Consider the following 15500-nt stretch of genomic DNA (forward strand, 5'->3'; position numbering starts at 1 on the left):
AGTGGTTCCATCGTTTTTTACGCAAAGTCCTTAAAAAGATTGACGACCTTTAGGCCGCAGGCATGATGGACATAGTATGGCTGTTCCTCCTCCTCCCCCTCCCAAGCCCAATTTACCAGCGGGTGCCAAACTGCCTGTGGCCCCCCCCAAGAGGATCACGCAGAAGCCGGAGATTCCAGCCGGCATGTCGTTGCCGAAGCAAACGATTGCCATCAGCAGCGGCTTGGGTGCGGCAGCAGCCCAACCCGTGGCCCGTCCGCCCATGGCGGCATCGCCCACGACGGTATCGCTTCCGGCGATGCCACCTGCGGCGCCAGCATCGGCCACGCCGCCTAAGACGATGATTCCTTCAGCGCCCACCGCGCCGATTCCGAATCCGGCCCTGAAGATGACCCAGGGTAAGATCAAAAAAGAGACCATGCGGATCTCGCTGCCTCCGAAGCCCGGAGCCACCGCAGCCAGTGCGCTGCCCCAGCGTTCGGCCACCGCCGCCGCGCCCATCATGGCCCCCTCGGCCATCAAGCCGCCGACTTCGAAAATGTTGACCCAGGCTCCTTCGGCCAAAACCATGCTTTCGGTGACCCGTCCCTTGGGATCCGAGCCGCCGGTGGCCCAGCCGGCGCCTGCCCCCAGGCCTGCGCCCGTGCCTGCACCCCTTGCGCCTGCTCCTGCAGCTTCTGCGCCTGCCCTGGCGCCCCGTCCTCCCGCGCCCGGTCCGATTCCCCCTGCGCCTAGCAGCCCAAAAGTGCAAAACAACCAACAGACTTTTGCCGAAGCACCCACCGAGGCCATTCCGAAACCGAAACTTTCCGCACCCGCCGCACCCACACCCGCGCCCGTGATTTCGCAGCAGCCCAAAGGTGCCCCCTCCTTGGTGCCGACGAATCCGTTGCCGACTGCCGTGGTTCCCTCTGCGCCTGCGGCGGGCTTACCGCCGAAACCGATGGCTCCTCCCGCGCCGGTTGCCTCACTTCCTTCCGCGCCGGCCGCCCCCGCAGCGCCTATGCCCAAAGCGCCGCCAGTGGCGGCTCCTGCCGCGCCCCGGCCTCCGATGCCGCCCGCAGCGGGACTTCCCAAAGCCCCCGGTGCCCCCGGAGTTCCGCCCGCGCCGGTCGCTCCGGCGAAGCCCCCGCTTTCCGGGATGGCGCCTGGATCAGGCAAGCTGCCTCTTCCGGCCAGCTCCCTCAAATCCTCGCCGGATGATGTCAAAGCCAAGACCAGCGTGATCAACATGCCGGCACCTGCCGGGGCACCGAAAGTGTCCGGCCTGCCTGGAGCCCCTGGGGTAGGCGCCCCGCGTCCCCAAGCCCCGATGGCCACGCCAGCCGCCAACCGTCCGGCACCCCAGATGGCCGCTGCGGCACCCAATCAAGCGTCCGCACCAGCCCCCGCGCCTCGGGCCATGGCTCCCGCCCCTCTGGCCGCTTCCTCCGAAGGTTTCCCGGCCTTGGCCTTGGTTGCGATGCTGATTGCCATGATTTCCGCAGTTGTCACCCTCCTGGGTTTCCTGGACATCCTCTAAGCGTGTTCCAATAGCGGTCCAGCACACCCCCATTCCGCTTTTTTTCGGGATGGGGGTTGCATTTTGTTGATCGTCCACCATCCTATTTCATCATGGCCAGCGCAAATGTCGTCGAACTCAATGGTGCCAACTTCCAGTCCCAAGTGCTGGATAACAAAGGAACCGTCCTGGTGGATTTCTGGGCGGAATGGTGCGGCCCCTGCAAGATGATCGCCCCCTTGTTGGACCAGATCGCCGATGCCAATCCGGGCAAGGTCACGATCGGCAAGGTGGATGTCGACAAAAACAACGACATTGCCGCCCGTTACAACATCCGCGCCATCCCCACCCTGATCATCTTTCAAGGTGGCCAGATCAAAGAGCAGGTTGTTGGCATGACCTCCAAGGCCGCCCTCGAACAGAAACTCGGCCTCGCCTGATCTGATCTGAAGAACCGGGCAGGACTCTGCCTCGTGCTGTTCCTATTGACGAAGGCTCATTCCTCGTTCCTTCCGGATAACTTCCGCCCCGTTTGATGGGCGGCAGTCTTCAAGTATTCCGCACTTGAACAGGGGAAGAGTGGAAGAGGAGGGGGATGCGAGCGGGGATGTGCGCTCAACTCAACTCGAACACACACTTGAAGAGGCCGGAAATCCGCTCTTCACGACGCTGCACAGTGGCACCCAGCACCCGCTCGAACATCGTGCGTTCCAATTCGCGCAGAATCGGGAAACGCTCGGCACAGGCCAGGATGGGTGAATTGAATTCCACGATCTGGTGCTTTCCGGATTCGCGGTCGAAATAATACTCGCTCATGTAGCCGCGGTCGTCCCGCAGTGCGGCCAGGGCTCGGGCTTTTTCTTCCAGGCTGGTTCCATTGACCGCGGCGGACAGTTTGGTGCCTTCGTGTTGGTAGATGTTGAAGAGGATTTTCTCCGGGGCGTTGGGGCCGTAGACCTCTTGGAGCGAATCAAGGATGCTGGTGGTGAAATTGCTGAATTCGCTCGGGAAAAACTCCTGCGCGGTATCGGTCAGGCGGTAGGCTTTTTCCGGACGGCCCATTCCCTTCGGCCGCCGCCAGGTATCGAGGTAGCCTTCTTTTTCCAAAGCGATGCAATGTTGCTTGACCCCCATGTAGGAGAGGCCGATGCGGTCGCACAATTCCGAAACCGAAAGCCCCTGGCTCCGCTTGATCTCCGTCAGGATGATCAGCTTCGGATTTTTGGCCACTTTCTTGAGAAATTTCCCCTTCATAGATCGAATGACATGGTGAGGATTTTTGACATTTGTGTGTCTAAAACGCTCATGCGTAAGGCTAAGTTCCGAGCGACCCAATGCAAGACTTTTTACGCAGGTCGTATAATAAGAATTCGGTCATAAAAAGGGGTTGAGATCACTGAGCCAGCCCATAGATTCCCCTCTTATGCCCGCTCTCTTCCGCGTCCTTGTTTTGGATGGTGTTTCCTTCACCGGTGTCTCGGTTTTGTCTTCCGTGCCCAGTATCGAGGTTGTTGAATCCAAGAGTCTTAAGGAAGACGAATTGGTGGCAAAACTGCCCGATTTCGATGCCCTGGTGGTGCGCAGCCAGACCAAGGTCACCGCCAAGGCCTTGGAGGCCTCACCGCGGCTCAAAGTCGTCGGCCGCGCGGGTGTGGGTGTCGACAACGTCGATGTTCCCGCGGCCACCCGCCGCGGCGTGGTGGTGATGAACACCCCGGGGGGCAACACGGTTTCCACCGCGGAACACAGCTTCTCCATGCTCATGGCCCTGGCCCGCCATATCCCCCAGGCCAACGCCTCGGTGCGCGCGGGCGAGTGGGACCGCAAAAGCTTCCAAGGCGTCGAGATCAATAACAAAGTCCTCGGCATCATCGGCATGGGCCGCATTGGCACCGAGGTGGCCCGCCGCGCCATCGCCTTCGGCATGCGTGTGCTGGCCTATGATCCCTACCTGGCCCAGGCCAAGGCCCGCAGTCTCCAGGTCGAACTCCACGACAAGCTCGCCGACATGCTCCCCCATTGCGACTTCCTCACCCTGCATATGCCCATGACTCCGGAGACCAAGGGCATTCTCAACAAGGAATCCCTGCCCAAGTGCAAGAAAGGCGTCCGCATCGTCAATTGCGCCCGCGGCGGCTTGGTCGACGAACTCGACCTGGTGGAAGGAATCCGCTCGGGCCAGGTCGCCGGAGCCGCCTTGGACGTATTCGAAGTCGAGCCCCTTCCCTCCGACCATCCGCTCCGCACGCTGCCCCAGGTCATCATGACGCCGCACCTTGGTGCCTCCACCGCCGAGGCCCAGGAAAGCGTCGGCATTGAAATCGCCGAGTCCATCCGTGAATTGCTTCTGACCGGCTCGGTCCGCAACGCGGTCAACATGCCCAATGTCGATGCCAAGACGATGTCGACCCTCCGTCCCTATCTTGACCTGGGAGCCAAGCTTGGGCTGATCGCCGGCCAGTTGGCCGGCACCCGTTGCGAGTCCCTCTCGGTCAGTTATGCGGGCAAGATCAAGGACCACGACACTTCCTCGGTCAGCCGCGCCGCCCTGAAGGGCTTCCTGACCCACGCCATCGGTTCGGATGTCAATGAGGTCAACGTGCTCCACCACGCCGAAAATCTCGGCCTCAAGTTCGCCGAGTACAAATTGAGCGATGAGGTGGAATACACCGAACTCATCACCGTGGTGGCCAAGACCGGCGATGGAAGAACGGTCGAAGTGGGAGGCAGTTATTTCGGCAATGCCCCGCGCATCGTCCGTCTGAACGGGCAGAACCTTGAAGCCCGCCCCGAGGGAGTGTTGTTGATCCTGGAGAACCGCGACCGGCCTGGCATCGTCGGCTGGGTCGGAACGCTGCTGGGCAAGCACAAGGTGAACATCGCCAGCATGTCCCTCGGACGTTCCGCCCCCGGGTCCTCCGCCCTCAGCGTCTTGAGCCTCGATTCCATGCCGGGCAAGGAAGTCCTGGCCGAGATCCGCAAGGACGGAGACATCACCTCGGTCCACATCGTCCAGCTCTGAATTCCGCCACCCGCGGATCGCAGGTGGTTATACGGTAGGTTCTGAAACCCAATCTAACTGACTGGGCGATAGGATCAACGGGAGGGCGAGGTTCCCGCCGAGCCGGTTTGATGTCTTTTTCCCAAGTACTGCTCAGCGAGAGCTTCGCCCTCCCGTAGGGCACTTTGTCGCTCATTCAAATGGATTTGGTGTTACTCGATAGCGGTCTCTTTTTTCCGCCCAGAGAACGGGAGAATGAACCCGGGATCAGGGCTGGTAGTGGTAGAGACGCCAGTCGGGTGAGGCAAAGGCCAGGCGGTAGCGTGGGGGGATCATTTTCACATCCCAGAGACGGAGGATGACGTAGCGGTAGAAATCCTTTTCGTCGATGGTGAGGTCGGCCTTCGGCCCCTCGAGGAGCTGGCGTGCGTTGGCGAAGGTCCGCTCGGGACGGTAGACCGCGATCCATTCCACCCGGCGGCGTTGCAGGATGGCATCGGCTTCGGTGAAATCCTTGGTGGTGAAGAACCGGGCGCTGTCGAGGTTGCCGGCCAGACTTTGGTGCGAGGAGCTGGCGACAACCGGTCGTCCGGAAAAGTGGAGCAGGGCCGGGGACAGCCACCATGGTCCGAGCAGATTCCCGGTTGCGCCGATTTTTCCAGCCAGTTGCCGCATTTGCGCAGCTTCCTTCGGAGGTTGGATCTGTGGTAATTCCCACAACGTCCAAGCCACCATGGGCAACAGGTGCAGGGTGATCAGGCCGACATGCCAGGGGGTGGATCGGATGTCCCGCAGGAGGGAAAAGGCCGCCCATGCCAGCGGAAAGGGCAACAGTGCCATCCAGCGTTGTTGCCAGAGGGAAAGACCGGCGAGGACGAGGGTGATGACCCACGGGTAAAGCCGGTCGAATGGCCACCCATCCTGGCCTGAGGGGTATCTCCGGGCAACCCATCGACTCCATGTTCCCCAGCCCAAGGCCGGAAGGATGGCCAAGAGTGACAGCCACTGCCATGGGGGCGGGGATTTCAATTCACCGATCATGGCCAGCCAGTGGGACAGGTGGGGGTCTTGCCAGAGCGGAACCGGGTTCGACCAGCGCCAGCCTTCCAGGAACCAGGCTGGGAGGGCCACGAGCGCCGTCGCGCCCAGCCAGGCCCCGAATGCGCGTCGTTGGATCGAGGCCACGAGCACAAACGTGGGGATGAAGAGGAGCAGGGGTTCGTAGAGCGAGACCCAAAGAGCGGTGCCCCAGCAAGCCCCGGCCACCCAGGGCCAGGCAGGATGGGGATCGCGGGAGCGGAGGATTTCCAGAACCAGGGCCACTGCCAAGAGGGGAACGACGAGGGCTTGGTGGTCGGGGCGTCCGACCGAATTGGCCCAGACCGTCAAGGGATGAAGGGCGAAGGTCAGGAGGATGGGCCAGCGGGTCCAGCCGAGGGCCATCACGGGAGAGGCGGTCAGTCGCCAGAGCGCCCATCCGGCGGTGGCGGCCAGAAGTGGGGGGAGGGTCCAGCCGGTCCAGTCCAGGGCCTGGGGAGAAACATGAAGGAAGATCAAGGCCGGGGTGGCGATGAGCAGGTCCAGCAGGGCGGTGGCGTGCGTGGTGATGCCGACCGGGGCGTTTTCCCAGGGATGGGAAGCACGGAAGAGGCACCCGTCAGCCAGCAGATGCCGTACCCGTTCCATGCGGGTATAACAGTCGGCATCGGCCAGATAGGGCAGGCCGTCGAGGGCCATCTGGCGGAGATACTTGAAACGGATGGCCAGCACCAACAGAACAAACGCGGCAGGAGCCAGCCACGGGCGCAGTCGAAGCCATGCGCACAGGCGTTCCATCCGGGTTGCTTGGCGGGTGTCGGCCGTCACACGAAATGCCATCTGTCCGGCGGGTGCCGTGGAATACGGTCCTAACCGTAACTCTTGGAGAACTTCTTCTTGTTCTCTTCGGGCGTGGAGGGCTGGATCTTGGCGTCGGGGGAGATCGGGGTTTGGGCTGCAGCTGCCGGGGTGGATTTGGACTGGGACTGAGCCGGGGCTGGAGCTTCCGGTTCGGGCATTTCTTCGTCTTCTTCCGGACCTAAATCATAGGCGGGTGCGCGGTCGGGCATCATGCCGGGAGGGGTGCCACCGGAAGCTTCAACAAAGGCCAGGCGGACCTGGGTCAGCGCTTCTTTGAGGATTTTTTCCTCCTGTGGGATCAGGTTGCCACGGGTTTTGTATTCCAGCACTTCCAACTGGTCGATGAACATCTTGGCCGAGCCGAGGTCGGGAGGCATGGCGCGACCGTCGGGAGAGGCGATTTTGCCGAGGACGTATAGGGTGTTCTGGGCCTGCATCATCACGAGCTGGACGAACTTTTGCGCCATCTCGCGTTCTTTGACCGGATCGGGGGCGGGTGACGTGGACATAATTTCCAATTTACTCCCCCCATTCAGGGGTGCAATCAGGGATTTGCCCCGGACATGCTCCTACGCCTCACAGTCCCTGGAAAAAGGAAAAGGTGGCGTCTGCGAATCCGGGCAGGTTCTCGTGGCCGAAGTCGGGGTAGATGGTGACATTCTTTTTCGAGGTGATTTTGTTGTAGGCGGCGAACTGGGTGGAGGGTGGGCAGATGGTGTCCATCAGGCCCGTGGCCATCAGAACCTCCGCTTTGATGCGGGGTGCCAGATGCTGGATGTCGATGTAGCCAAGACGGGTGAAAATCTCTTTTTCCCGGAGGTGCAAGGGATCGAATTGGCGGAAGTAGGTCCGCAATTCTTCGTAGGCGGCCACCGCCTGGTCCATTTCCCAGACCCGTTGGTAATCGCTCAAAAACGGATAAACCGGCGCGGCGCGTTTGATCTGCGGGGCCAGGGCCGCGCAGGCCAAAGTCAACGCCCCGCCTTGGGAGCCGCCGAAGGCCCCCAGTCGCTGGGGGTCAACCTCAGGCAAGCCGCCGACGATCTTGGCCAGTTGTGCGGTATCCAGGAAGATGTTGCGGAAGTAAAGATTCTTGGGTTCGTCGTCCAACCCGCGGACGAACTGCCCCTTGAAGTTGGTGCCTTTGACCGGCTCGGTGCCTTCGCTGAGTCCGCCCTGGCCGCGGCAGTCGAGCGCGGCGACGGAAAACCCGGCCGCCACATAGGCGAGTTTGTCCTGCCAGTCGCCGCTGTTGCCACTGTAGCCATGGAATTGCAGGAGGGCGGCATGGCGGCCGGGGGTGTTTTTGGGCCGGAGGTATTTGGCGTGGACCCGACTCCCGCCGACACCGGTGAAGTAAAGGTCGAAACACTCGGCAAAGGGGGCTTGGAAGGCGGCGGGGCGTAGTTCGAGACCGGGGTTGACCGCTTCCATCTCTGCCAGGGACGAGTCCCAGTAGGCGTCGAAATCGGCGGGCCGTGGGTTGATCCCGGTGTAGGTGCGGAGTTTTTCCAGGGGGAAGTCGATCAGGGGCATGGGATTCCTTTCAAAAAGCGGAACGTATCGCACGGCGAGCGGAAATCCAGAGAATTTACCAATGCAGCAGGAAGTTGGACATGGCGTGGGTTGTCGGAAACTGTCGACGTGACGGGATTTGGCCCTTGGGCAGAGTGGGAGGGATGTTCAGGCTTTGGGACCGGTTGATTCTATTTTTCGCCGACAGAATGCTCCAAGTGAAGCGGAAGTCGTTGGTGGAGCTGTTCCGCAAAGGGTCCGGTGGCCGTCCCCGTTTGGGCTATCCGGTGGATTACGCGGAGAAAATGCTTTGGCGGAAAATTCTGGATCGCAACCCGAGATTCATCGTTTTCTGCGACAAACTTGCCACCAAGGCGTTTATCCGAGAGCGCTGTTCCGGGCTGGCTTTGCCGGAAACTTTGTGGATCGGCACGGATTCGGATCAAATCCCGGATGCTTTGCTGGCGGGGGATGTCTTTGTCAAAGCGAGCCATGGGTGGAATTTCAACCAACACATCCGCCATGGGAAGTTCGATCGTCCGGACTTGAAAATGCGGACCCAGCGGTGGCTGCGATCCATCCATGGGCAGGAGATGGGCGAGTGGGCCTAATCCCGGGTGGAACCGCGGCTTTTTTGTCGAGGCTTCGGTGAAGGGAACGGGTTGCGATCTTCTTGATTTCAACATCCGGGCCTGTGACGGACGACTGGCATTCGGCACGGTGATGGGAAATTGCAAGACCGCCAGCCAGTGGATTGCCTATCTCGATTTGGAAGGCAACAAAATCTGCGGTTTCAATGCCCCGGACGGCTGTTCGGTGCCGGGCTTGGTGGAGTTTGAGGGATTCTTTGACGCTTACCGGCTTGCCTTGAACTTTACGCGGGATTTGAGTTCTGGGATGGACTATGCCAGGTATGATTTCTTGTGGAATGGCAGGGAATTGTACGGGGGCGAAATCACCGTTTATCCCAGTTCCGGAACTTCCAACCCGCCCCATCCGGCTTTATCCCGTTCGATTATGGAATCCTGGGACTTGGGTAGATCGCATTTTCTCCAGACGAGACAGAGCGGTTGGCGGTGGGTATACGCCGGTGTGTTGCGGAGGGAGATGACCCGTCGCAAGGCTGGAATCTAACAAAACAATAAGTATATAATTGGAGGGGTGCCTGGTCTCAGGCGTATTCCAGGTAGTCGGGCTCGAACATGCGGGCGCGGAGGTCGGCTTCCAGGTCATCCGGCCGGGGCATGCGGGCCAGGCCGCCGTCCCAGGCCTGGCGGGCGGTGGCCACCGCGATCTTGAGCGAGACTTCGCGGATGCGCTCAAAGGAAGGATAGACCCGGCCGAGGGCCAGGTCTTCGGGACCGACGCATTCGGCCAGGGTGTGTGCGGCGGCCAGGAACATGGCGTCGGTGATGCGGGTGGATCCAGATGCCAGGGCACCGAAGCCCAGACCTGGGAAGATGTACACGTTGTTGCCCTGGCCGGGGTGGAAGGTGCGACCACCCTGCTCAACCGGGGCAAAAGGACTGCCGCTGGCAAAAACCGCCCGTCCGTCGGTCCAATAATAGGCTTCCTCGGCGGTGCACTCCGCCTTCGAGGTCGGGTTGGAGAGGGCGAAGATGACCGGGGCCTCGTTCAGTTCGGCCATGCGTTGGACGATTTTTTGCGTGAAGGCCCGTCCGGTGCCCGCCACCCCGATCAGGGCCGTGGGTTTGAGGACGTCCACCGCTTCTTCCAGTCCGGGGAGGAAGGGATGGTCGTGGGCGAAGGCGGCTTTGTGCGCCGCCAGCTTGCCGGGGCGGCCGGCGACGACCAGTCCTTGGGAGTCGATGAACCAGCACTTGGCCCGGGCCTCGGCTTCGGAGATGCCTTCATCCCGCAGGGCGGCGACGAAGAGTTCGGCGATTCCGGTTCCTGCTTCGCCAGCACCGAAGAAGAGGATTTTTTCCTCGGCCAGCCGGCGTCCGCGCAGGCGTGCGGCACCGATGAGGCCACCGAGGGCCACGGCGGCCGTGCCCTGGATGTCGTCGTTGAAGGTGCAAATGCGATCGCGCCAACGGTGGAGAAGTTCGAAGGCGTGGTGGTTGCCGAAATCCTCGAATTGGACCACGCAGCCCGGGAAGACGTTCTGGGTCGCTTCAATGAATTCGTCGAGGAAGGCTTCGTATTCCGGCCCGGTGACCCGGGGCTGGCCCAGCCCGATGTACATCTGGTCCCTGAGGAGGGATTCGTTGTCGGTTCCGACATCGAGGGTGATGGGAAGGCAATAGTAGGGATGGAGGCCGCCACAAGCGGTGTAGAGGGCGAGCTTGCCAATGGGAATGCCCATGCCAAGCGCCCCGAGGTCGCCGAGTCCGAGGATGCGCTGGCCGTCGGTGACGACAATCATGCGCGCGCCTTGGTGGGGCCAGTGGCGGAGGATTTCGGCGATGCGTCCCCGGTCCTTGATCGTGATCCAGAGTCCGCGGGGCCGCCGGAAGATCGAGCCGTACTCGAGGCAGGCCTGACCCACGGTGGGTGTGTAAATGATCGGCATCATTTCCTCCAGATGGGTGAGGAGGAGGCGGTAGAAGAGGGTTTCATTGCGCTGCTGGAGCAGGGTGAGGAAGATGTATTTTTCCAGCGGGTCGGTCTTTCGGGAAAAATTTCCATAAGCCCGGGTCACTTGCTGCTCCATCGGGAAAATGCGCGGGGGCAGGAGGCCTCGCAACCCGAGGGCGTCGCGTTCCTCTTCGGAGTAAGCCGTGCCCTTGTTGAGGAGGGAATCGCGCAGCAAGTCCATGCCTCGGGGGTAATCCAATCCACCCAAGGGTGATAAACCTAATGGAAGATGGCTCATGAAATTAACTATACTAATAACAGGGCTGAAAGAAAGGCCCAAATACCCATTCTTGGGGATAGTAGCCAAGGACGGAGCAGCCGGAGGGTTGCTTATGCGGATGTCGGAGCCGGGGCCATGGGGCACGCCGGTCTAGCGAGGGGGATTCCCATCCCCGCTCATTGCTGGCTGCTCAACCGGGCCGCCTGGTTGCGGCTCTGGTCACTTTCACTTCCGGCGTTTCTTCGCGGTTTTCTTTGCCGTCTTCTTGACCGCTTTCTTTTTCAGCGAACGCGATTTGGCCTGCTTCTTGAGTTTATTCTCAGCCTTGGCTTTTTTCTTCCGGACCTTCTTGGCCAATTTGCGGGATTTCTTGGCCGCTTTCTTGAGAAGTTTGCCCGCTTTCTTTTGGGCTTTTGCGGACCCTTTTGACGGCTTGCCGGCCTTCTTGGCCTTGCCTGTTTTTGCCTTGTCTGATTTCTTCGGGGCTTTCTTCTTTGCCTCCGTTTTTTTGCCGGTCGTCGGTTTCTTGGATAAGGGCGAGGGCGAGGACTTGGCGGCGGCGACGATTTGACGGAGGACGTAGGGAAGGATGCCGCCGTGGCGGTAGTATTCAACCTCGATGGGGGTGTCGATGCGGCAGGTGACGGGCACATGGTCGACGGAGCCGTTGGCGCGGGTGATTTCCAGGGTCAGGTCCTGGCGTGGCTGGACGTCTTCTCCCAGACCACCGATGGAATAGGTTTCCGTTCCATCAAGGCCGAGGGTGGCCGCGGACGTGCCCTCCTTGAAGCAAAGGGGCAGCACGCCCATGCCGACGAGGTTCGAGCGGTGGATGCGCTCGAAGGTTTCGGCGACCACGACCTTGACGCCGAGCAGGTTGGTGCCCTTGGCGGCCCAGTCGCGGGACGAACCGGTGCCGTATTCCTTACCTCCAATAACAATCAAGGGAACCCCGGCGGCCTTGTATTTCATGGCCGCGTCGTAAATCGAAAGGGTTTCTCCGTCCTCGGTGAGGAAGCACTTCGTCACCCCGCCCTCGACACCGGGCACCATGAGGTTTTTGATGCGGACATTGGCGAAGGTGCCGCGGGTCATGATGCGGTCGTTGCCGCGGCGGGAGCCGTAGGAGTTGAAGTCCACGGGTTGGACACCCTGTTCGAGGAGGTAGCGGCCGGCCGGGGTTTCTTTCTTGAAGCTGCCGGCGGGCGAAATGTGGTCGGTGGTGACGGAATCGCCGAAAATGCCGAGCGGGCGGGCGTTCTTGATCTCGGCGATGGATCCGGGGGCCATGCCGAAGTTTTCAAAGAACGGGGGTTCCTGGATATAGGTGCTCCGGCGGTCCCAATCGTAGAGTTCGCCCACGGAAGAGGGGATTTCATTCCAGGCGGGGTTTTGTTTTTCGAAATCCGTGTAGAGCTTTTGGAAGACCTCGGGTTTCAAGGCCACGGCCATGATGTCTTGTACTTCTTGGAGGGTGGGCCAGAGGTCGCGCAGGTAGACATCGAGACCGTCACGGTCCTTGCCCAGCGGTTCGGAAGTCAGGTCGATGTTGACCGTGCCGGCGAGGGCGAAGGCGACGACGAGGGGGGGCGACATGAGGAAGTTGGCCTTGATGTTGCCGTGGACGCGGGCCTCGAAGTTGCGGTTGCCAGACAGGACGCTGGCGGCAACGAGGTCGTGTTGGACGATGGCTTCTTCGATGGCGGGGGCGAGGGGACCGGAATTGCCGATGCAGGTGGTGCAACCGTACCCGACGAGGTTGAAGCCCAGCTGGTCGAGGTACGTCTGGAGGTTGGCTTTTTGGAGGTAGTCGGAAACCACACGTGAACCCGGGGCTAGCGAGCATTTGACCTTGGGATCGACCACCATGCCCTTTTGGATGGCTTTTTTGGCCAGCAGACCGGCGGCCAGCATGACCGAGGGGTTGGAGGTGTTGGTGCAGGACGTGATGGCGGCGATGAGGACCGATCCGTGGCCGATGGTGGTTTGCGAGACCAGGAGGTCCGTGGCGGTGAAGCCGGCGGCTTCGAGGGTCTGGCTGGTGTAGGAATTCTCCACCGGGGCCTCGAAAGTGATTTCCTCGGGCTTCTTGCCGAATCCGCCCTGGTCCTTGGGGGTGGAGAAGAGTTCGGTGAACTTGTCGGCCACGCGGGGCAGATCGATGCGGTCCTGGGGTCGCTTGGGACCGGCCACGGCGGCCACGACGGTGGACAGGTCGAGTTCGAGGTCGATGGTGTAGTCGACCTCGCCCTTGCTGGGGATGCCGAAAAGCGACTGGGCCTGGTAGTAGTCGGCGAAGAGGGCGCATTGGGCTTCTGAACGACCGGTGAAGGCCATGTATTTGATGGTTTCTTCATCGATGGGGAAGAAACCCATGGTGGCGCCGTATTCGGGGGCCATGTTGGCGATGGTGGCGCGATCGGTGACGGGGAGGGCGATGGCGCCGGGTCCGTAGAATTCGACAAACTTGCCCACGACTTTGGCCTTGCGGAGCATTTCCGTGACGCGCAGGACGAGGTCGGTGGCGGTGACGCCTTCCTGGAGCGAACCGGTGAGGTGGACCCCGACGACTTCCGGGGTGAGGAAGTAGACCGGTTGGCCGAGCATGCCGGCTTCTGCTTCGATCCCACCCACGCCCCAGCCCACGATACCCAAGCCGTTGATCATGGTGGTATGGGAGTCGGTGCCGACGAGGGTGTCGGGGTAGACCATTTCGACTTTCGCATTCCCCATTTCGCATTTTTGCGTCAACACGCCTTTGGCGAGGTATTCCAAGTTGACCTGGTGCACGATGCCGATGCCGGGGGGGACGACCTTGAAGGTGTCGAAGGCCTGCATGCCCCATTTGAGGAATTGATAGCGCTCGCGGTTGCGCTCGAATTCCAATTTCAGGTTGAGATCGAAGGCCGGACCGGCACCGACGTAATCCACCTGGACGGAGTGGTCGACGACGAGGTCGACGGGAACGAGGGGCTCGATGATCTTGGGGTTTTTCCCGAGCTTGGCCACGGCGGAGCGCATGGCGGCGAGGTCGACCAGCAGGGGAACACCGGTGAAATCCTGGAGGACGATGCGGGCGACGACGAAGGGGATTTCTTCGGGGGCGGGGTGCTTGGCGTTGTAGCGGGCGAGGGTTTCGACGTCACGGGCGGCGACGCGGGCGCCATCGCAGTTGCGCAGCACGGATTCGAGGACGATGCGGATGGAAACCGGGAGGCGGGAGACATCGACGCCGAGGGTTTTCCCGAGTTCCGGGAGGGAGTAATAGGCGTATGATTTGCCGCTGGAGGTGAAGGATTTTTGGGTGGAAGGGAAGGGGTGGGAGGCGGTGGCCATGGAGGGGAAAGTAGCAATGCGTGTGCCGGATTTCCAGAGGAAAGGCTATGGAGGCAGGGCGCCCTACTTGTCGGACTAGGTGGCCGACTTGGTGCGGTCAAACGCTGCTTGCAGCAAGATCCACCCCGAGGCCGCGACCATGGCCAAGGTGGGCCATTGGATGATCCAGCCCGAACGCGGGATGGTGGCCATGACAAACCAGCCCAGCGGGCAGGAGGCCAGGAGCAACCAGACAAGGCGGGGATAACGATCCTGGGCACGGACGGCGAGGGCGAGCGCGAGGATATTCAGGATGAGGACATCGTTGTAGATGTTGCGGTAGGCGGGCAGGAAAAAATCGATCAGAAAAGACCAGGCGGCCATTCCCAGAAGCAGGGTGGGCAGGGGCCGGGAACGGGAAAGCCAGAACCACGTGAAAATCAGCGCGACCAGTATCATGGCCACGGGCAGAGAGGAGAGCTGGTGCCATCCCAGTGATTTGAAAAACGCGAAAACGGACGAATCGGCAAAGGGGATGCGCGAGAAACGGGCATACAAATCCAGCGGCATACCCTCAATCATCGCCGGGTATTGCTGGGGAGAAATGCGGGGGTTGCTGGTTCCCATGCGGTAAAGCTCGGACCAGGTTTGCATGGCCTCGTGGTATTGCAGCCAACAGGAGGCACTCCAAAGCATGGGCAGGCCGATGCCCAGCGATGCACCGATGACCGCCCCGGGGATTTGTCCGCGGCAGCGGAGGGCCATAAAGGGCGCAAACAGGAGCAGCAGAGGGGGGCGCAGGGTCATGAGCAGTCCGGCGACCAGGCCCCCGCAAAAGCCGCGGACGCGTCCGTCCTGCCGCGTCAACAAGAACCAACAAGCCAGCAAAAACAAGACGAGGACATAAACCTGTCCACGGTCGGCGTGGAGCCTCCACGCCACGGTGTAGGTGAAGCCGGTCAAGGCGGCGGCCCAAAGCCAGCGCAGGCGGACGGAAGGGATGACCCGCAGCCATAAAACTCCCGTTCCGAGCAGGAGGAGCCAGGCCACGATCAACCACACGGCCTGACCGGTCCGGTAGGGCAACCCGGCCAGGGGGAAATGCAGGAGCAACATGGCCGGAGTGGCCGTCACCTTGCTGACCGGCAGCGCGGGGGTGTTGAACACATCGCACAACAGGGGCGAATCCGGCAGCTTCCATTTGTAGTGATAGGGGTCGCGGTGGAGTTCCAACAACCGGGCCCCGGTGATGCGGTTGCGCAGATCCACCGAGCCGCCGGCAGAGAAATGGGCCACGTCGATCCAGAAACTGACCACTAGCAAGCCGCATAATGTGATGCCGGCAAAGATGGACGGGAGGGATTTCATGGGATGCCCGGGACGGGCTGGAGGGACCACGTTTGATTTTTCGGCGAGTTCCTGTGTTCGCAAATGATTAAATGGGGATC

Annotated in this window: 13 protein-coding genes; 5 read left to right on the forward strand and 8 right to left on the reverse strand. The window is 61.3% G+C overall.

The annotated features are described in order from the left end of the window. Positions 1–30: 30 nt before the first annotated feature. Positions 31–1161: a hypothetical protein gene (locus tag SFU85_12030; protein ID MDX6767504.1), complete on the reverse strand. Its 1131-nt coding sequence runs from the start codon at positions 1159–1161 to the stop codon at positions 31–33. Between SFU85_12030 and SFU85_12035 the strand changes: the two genes are divergently transcribed. After that, on the forward strand, positions 1142–1522 hold the full coding sequence (locus SFU85_12035) for a hypothetical protein (GenBank protein MDX6767505.1): 381 nt from the start codon (positions 1142–1144) through the stop codon (positions 1520–1522). The genes SFU85_12030 and SFU85_12035 overlap by 20 nt on opposite strands. Positions 1523–1614: 92 nt before the next feature. Then, the gene (trxA, locus tag SFU85_12040) at positions 1615–1941 is read left to right on the forward strand and encodes a thioredoxin (GenBank protein ID MDX6767506.1); all 327 of its coding nucleotides are present in this window, start codon (positions 1615–1617) and stop codon (positions 1939–1941) included. Positions 1942–2116: 175 nt separating this feature from the next. On the opposite strand, the gene SFU85_12045 is transcribed toward trxA, so the two are convergent. Next, positions 2117–2755 (reverse strand): winged helix-turn-helix transcriptional regulator, encoded by a 639-nt coding sequence (locus SFU85_12045; protein ID MDX6767507.1) that lies wholly within the window; start codon positions 2753–2755, stop codon positions 2117–2119. Positions 2756–2924: 169 nt separating this feature from the next. On the opposite strand from SFU85_12045, the gene serA reads away from it, so the two are divergent. After that, the gene (serA, locus tag SFU85_12050) at positions 2925–4523 is read left to right on the forward strand and encodes a phosphoglycerate dehydrogenase (GenBank protein MDX6767508.1); all 1599 of its coding nucleotides are present in this window, start codon (positions 2925–2927) and stop codon (positions 4521–4523) included. A gap of 246 nt (positions 4524–4769) precedes the next feature. On the opposite strand, the gene SFU85_12055 is transcribed toward serA, so the two are convergent. From SFU85_12055 to SFU85_12065, 3 genes are all read right to left on the reverse strand, one after another. Continuing rightward, positions 4770–6338: a hypothetical protein gene (locus SFU85_12055; protein ID MDX6767509.1), complete on the reverse strand. Its 1569-nt coding sequence runs from the start codon at positions 6336–6338 to the stop codon at positions 4770–4772. Between the two features lie 71 nt (positions 6339–6409). Then, positions 6410–6910, reverse strand: a complete 501-nt coding sequence (locus SFU85_12060; GenBank protein MDX6767510.1) for a DUF1844 domain-containing protein — start codon at positions 6908–6910, stop codon at positions 6410–6412. 67 nt (positions 6911–6977) lie between these two features. After that, positions 6978–7937 carry an alpha/beta fold hydrolase gene (locus tag SFU85_12065; GenBank protein MDX6767511.1) on the reverse strand — a complete coding sequence of 320 codons (960 nt, stop codon included), beginning with the start codon at positions 7935–7937 and terminating at the stop codon, positions 6978–6980. A 197-nt stretch (positions 7938–8134) separates the two neighbouring features. Here SFU85_12065 and SFU85_12070 point away from each other — a divergent pair, with 197 nt between their 5' ends. Both SFU85_12070 and SFU85_12075 read left to right on the forward strand, forming a co-directional pair. After that, positions 8135–8527: a hypothetical protein gene (locus tag SFU85_12070; protein MDX6767512.1), complete on the forward strand. Its 393-nt coding sequence runs from the start codon at positions 8135–8137 to the stop codon at positions 8525–8527. After that, the gene (locus SFU85_12075) at positions 8499–9050 is read left to right on the forward strand and encodes a hypothetical protein (GenBank protein ID MDX6767513.1); all 552 of its coding nucleotides are present in this window, start codon (positions 8499–8501) and stop codon (positions 9048–9050) included. Before SFU85_12070 ends, SFU85_12075 begins: the two co-directional genes overlap by 29 nt. Before the next feature lie 37 nt (positions 9051–9087). Here the strand turns inward: SFU85_12075 and SFU85_12080 are convergent, their stop codons facing one another. The 3 genes from SFU85_12080 to SFU85_12090 all read right to left on the reverse strand — a co-directional run bounded on the left by SFU85_12080 (position 9088) and on the right by SFU85_12090 (position 15420). Then, positions 9088–10698: an NAD-dependent malic enzyme gene (locus SFU85_12080; protein MDX6767514.1), complete on the reverse strand. Its 1611-nt coding sequence runs from the start codon at positions 10696–10698 to the stop codon at positions 9088–9090. A gap of 264 nt (positions 10699–10962) precedes the next feature. Beyond that, positions 10963–14073, reverse strand: a complete 3111-nt coding sequence (gene acnA, locus SFU85_12085) for an aconitate hydratase AcnA (protein ID MDX6767515.1) — start codon at positions 14071–14073, stop codon at positions 10963–10965. Positions 14074–14148: 75 nt separating this feature from the next. After that, entirely contained in the window at positions 14149–15420 is a 1272-nt protein-coding gene (locus SFU85_12090) for a glycosyltransferase family 87 protein (protein MDX6767516.1), read from the reverse strand. Positions 15421–15500 lie beyond the last annotated feature (80 nt).

This window comes from Candidatus Methylacidiphilales bacterium (assembly GCA_033875315.1).
Lineage (GTDB): Bacteria > Verrucomicrobiota > Verrucomicrobiia > Methylacidiphilales > CAZTYG01 > JANRJG01.

Coding starts and splice junctions, on each gene's coding strand:
- SFU85_12075 (MDX6767513.1), top strand. CDS start 8,499: ATGGGCAGGAGATGGGCGAGTGGGCCTAATCCCGGGTGGAACCGCGGC.
- SFU85_12035 (MDX6767505.1), top strand. CDS start 1,142: ATGGCGCCTGGATCAGGCAAGCTGCCTCTTCCGGCCAGCTCCCTCAAA.
- SFU85_12060 (MDX6767510.1), bottom strand. CDS start 6,910: ATGTCCACGTCACCCGCCCCCGATCCGGTCAAAGAACGCGAGATGGCG.
- acnA (MDX6767515.1), bottom strand. CDS start 14,073: ATGGCCACCGCCTCCCACCCCTTCCCTTCCACCCAAAAATCCTTCACC.
- trxA (MDX6767506.1), top strand. CDS start 1,615: ATGGCCAGCGCAAATGTCGTCGAACTCAATGGTGCCAACTTCCAGTCC.
- SFU85_12080 (MDX6767514.1), bottom strand. CDS start 10,698: ATGGACTTGCTGCGCGATTCCCTCCTCAACAAGGGCACGGCTTACTCC.
- SFU85_12045 (MDX6767507.1), bottom strand. CDS start 2,755: ATGAAGGGGAAATTTCTCAAGAAAGTGGCCAAAAATCCGAAGCTGATC.
- SFU85_12065 (MDX6767511.1), bottom strand. CDS start 7,937: ATGCCCCTGATCGACTTCCCCCTGGAAAAACTCCGCACCTACACCGGG.
- SFU85_12055 (MDX6767509.1), bottom strand. CDS start 6,338: ATGGAACGCCTGTGCGCATGGCTTCGACTGCGCCCGTGGCTGGCTCCT.
- serA (MDX6767508.1), top strand. CDS start 2,925: ATGCCCGCTCTCTTCCGCGTCCTTGTTTTGGATGGTGTTTCCTTCACC.
- SFU85_12090 (MDX6767516.1), bottom strand. CDS start 15,420: ATGAAATCCCTCCCGTCCATCTTTGCCGGCATCACATTATGCGGCTTG.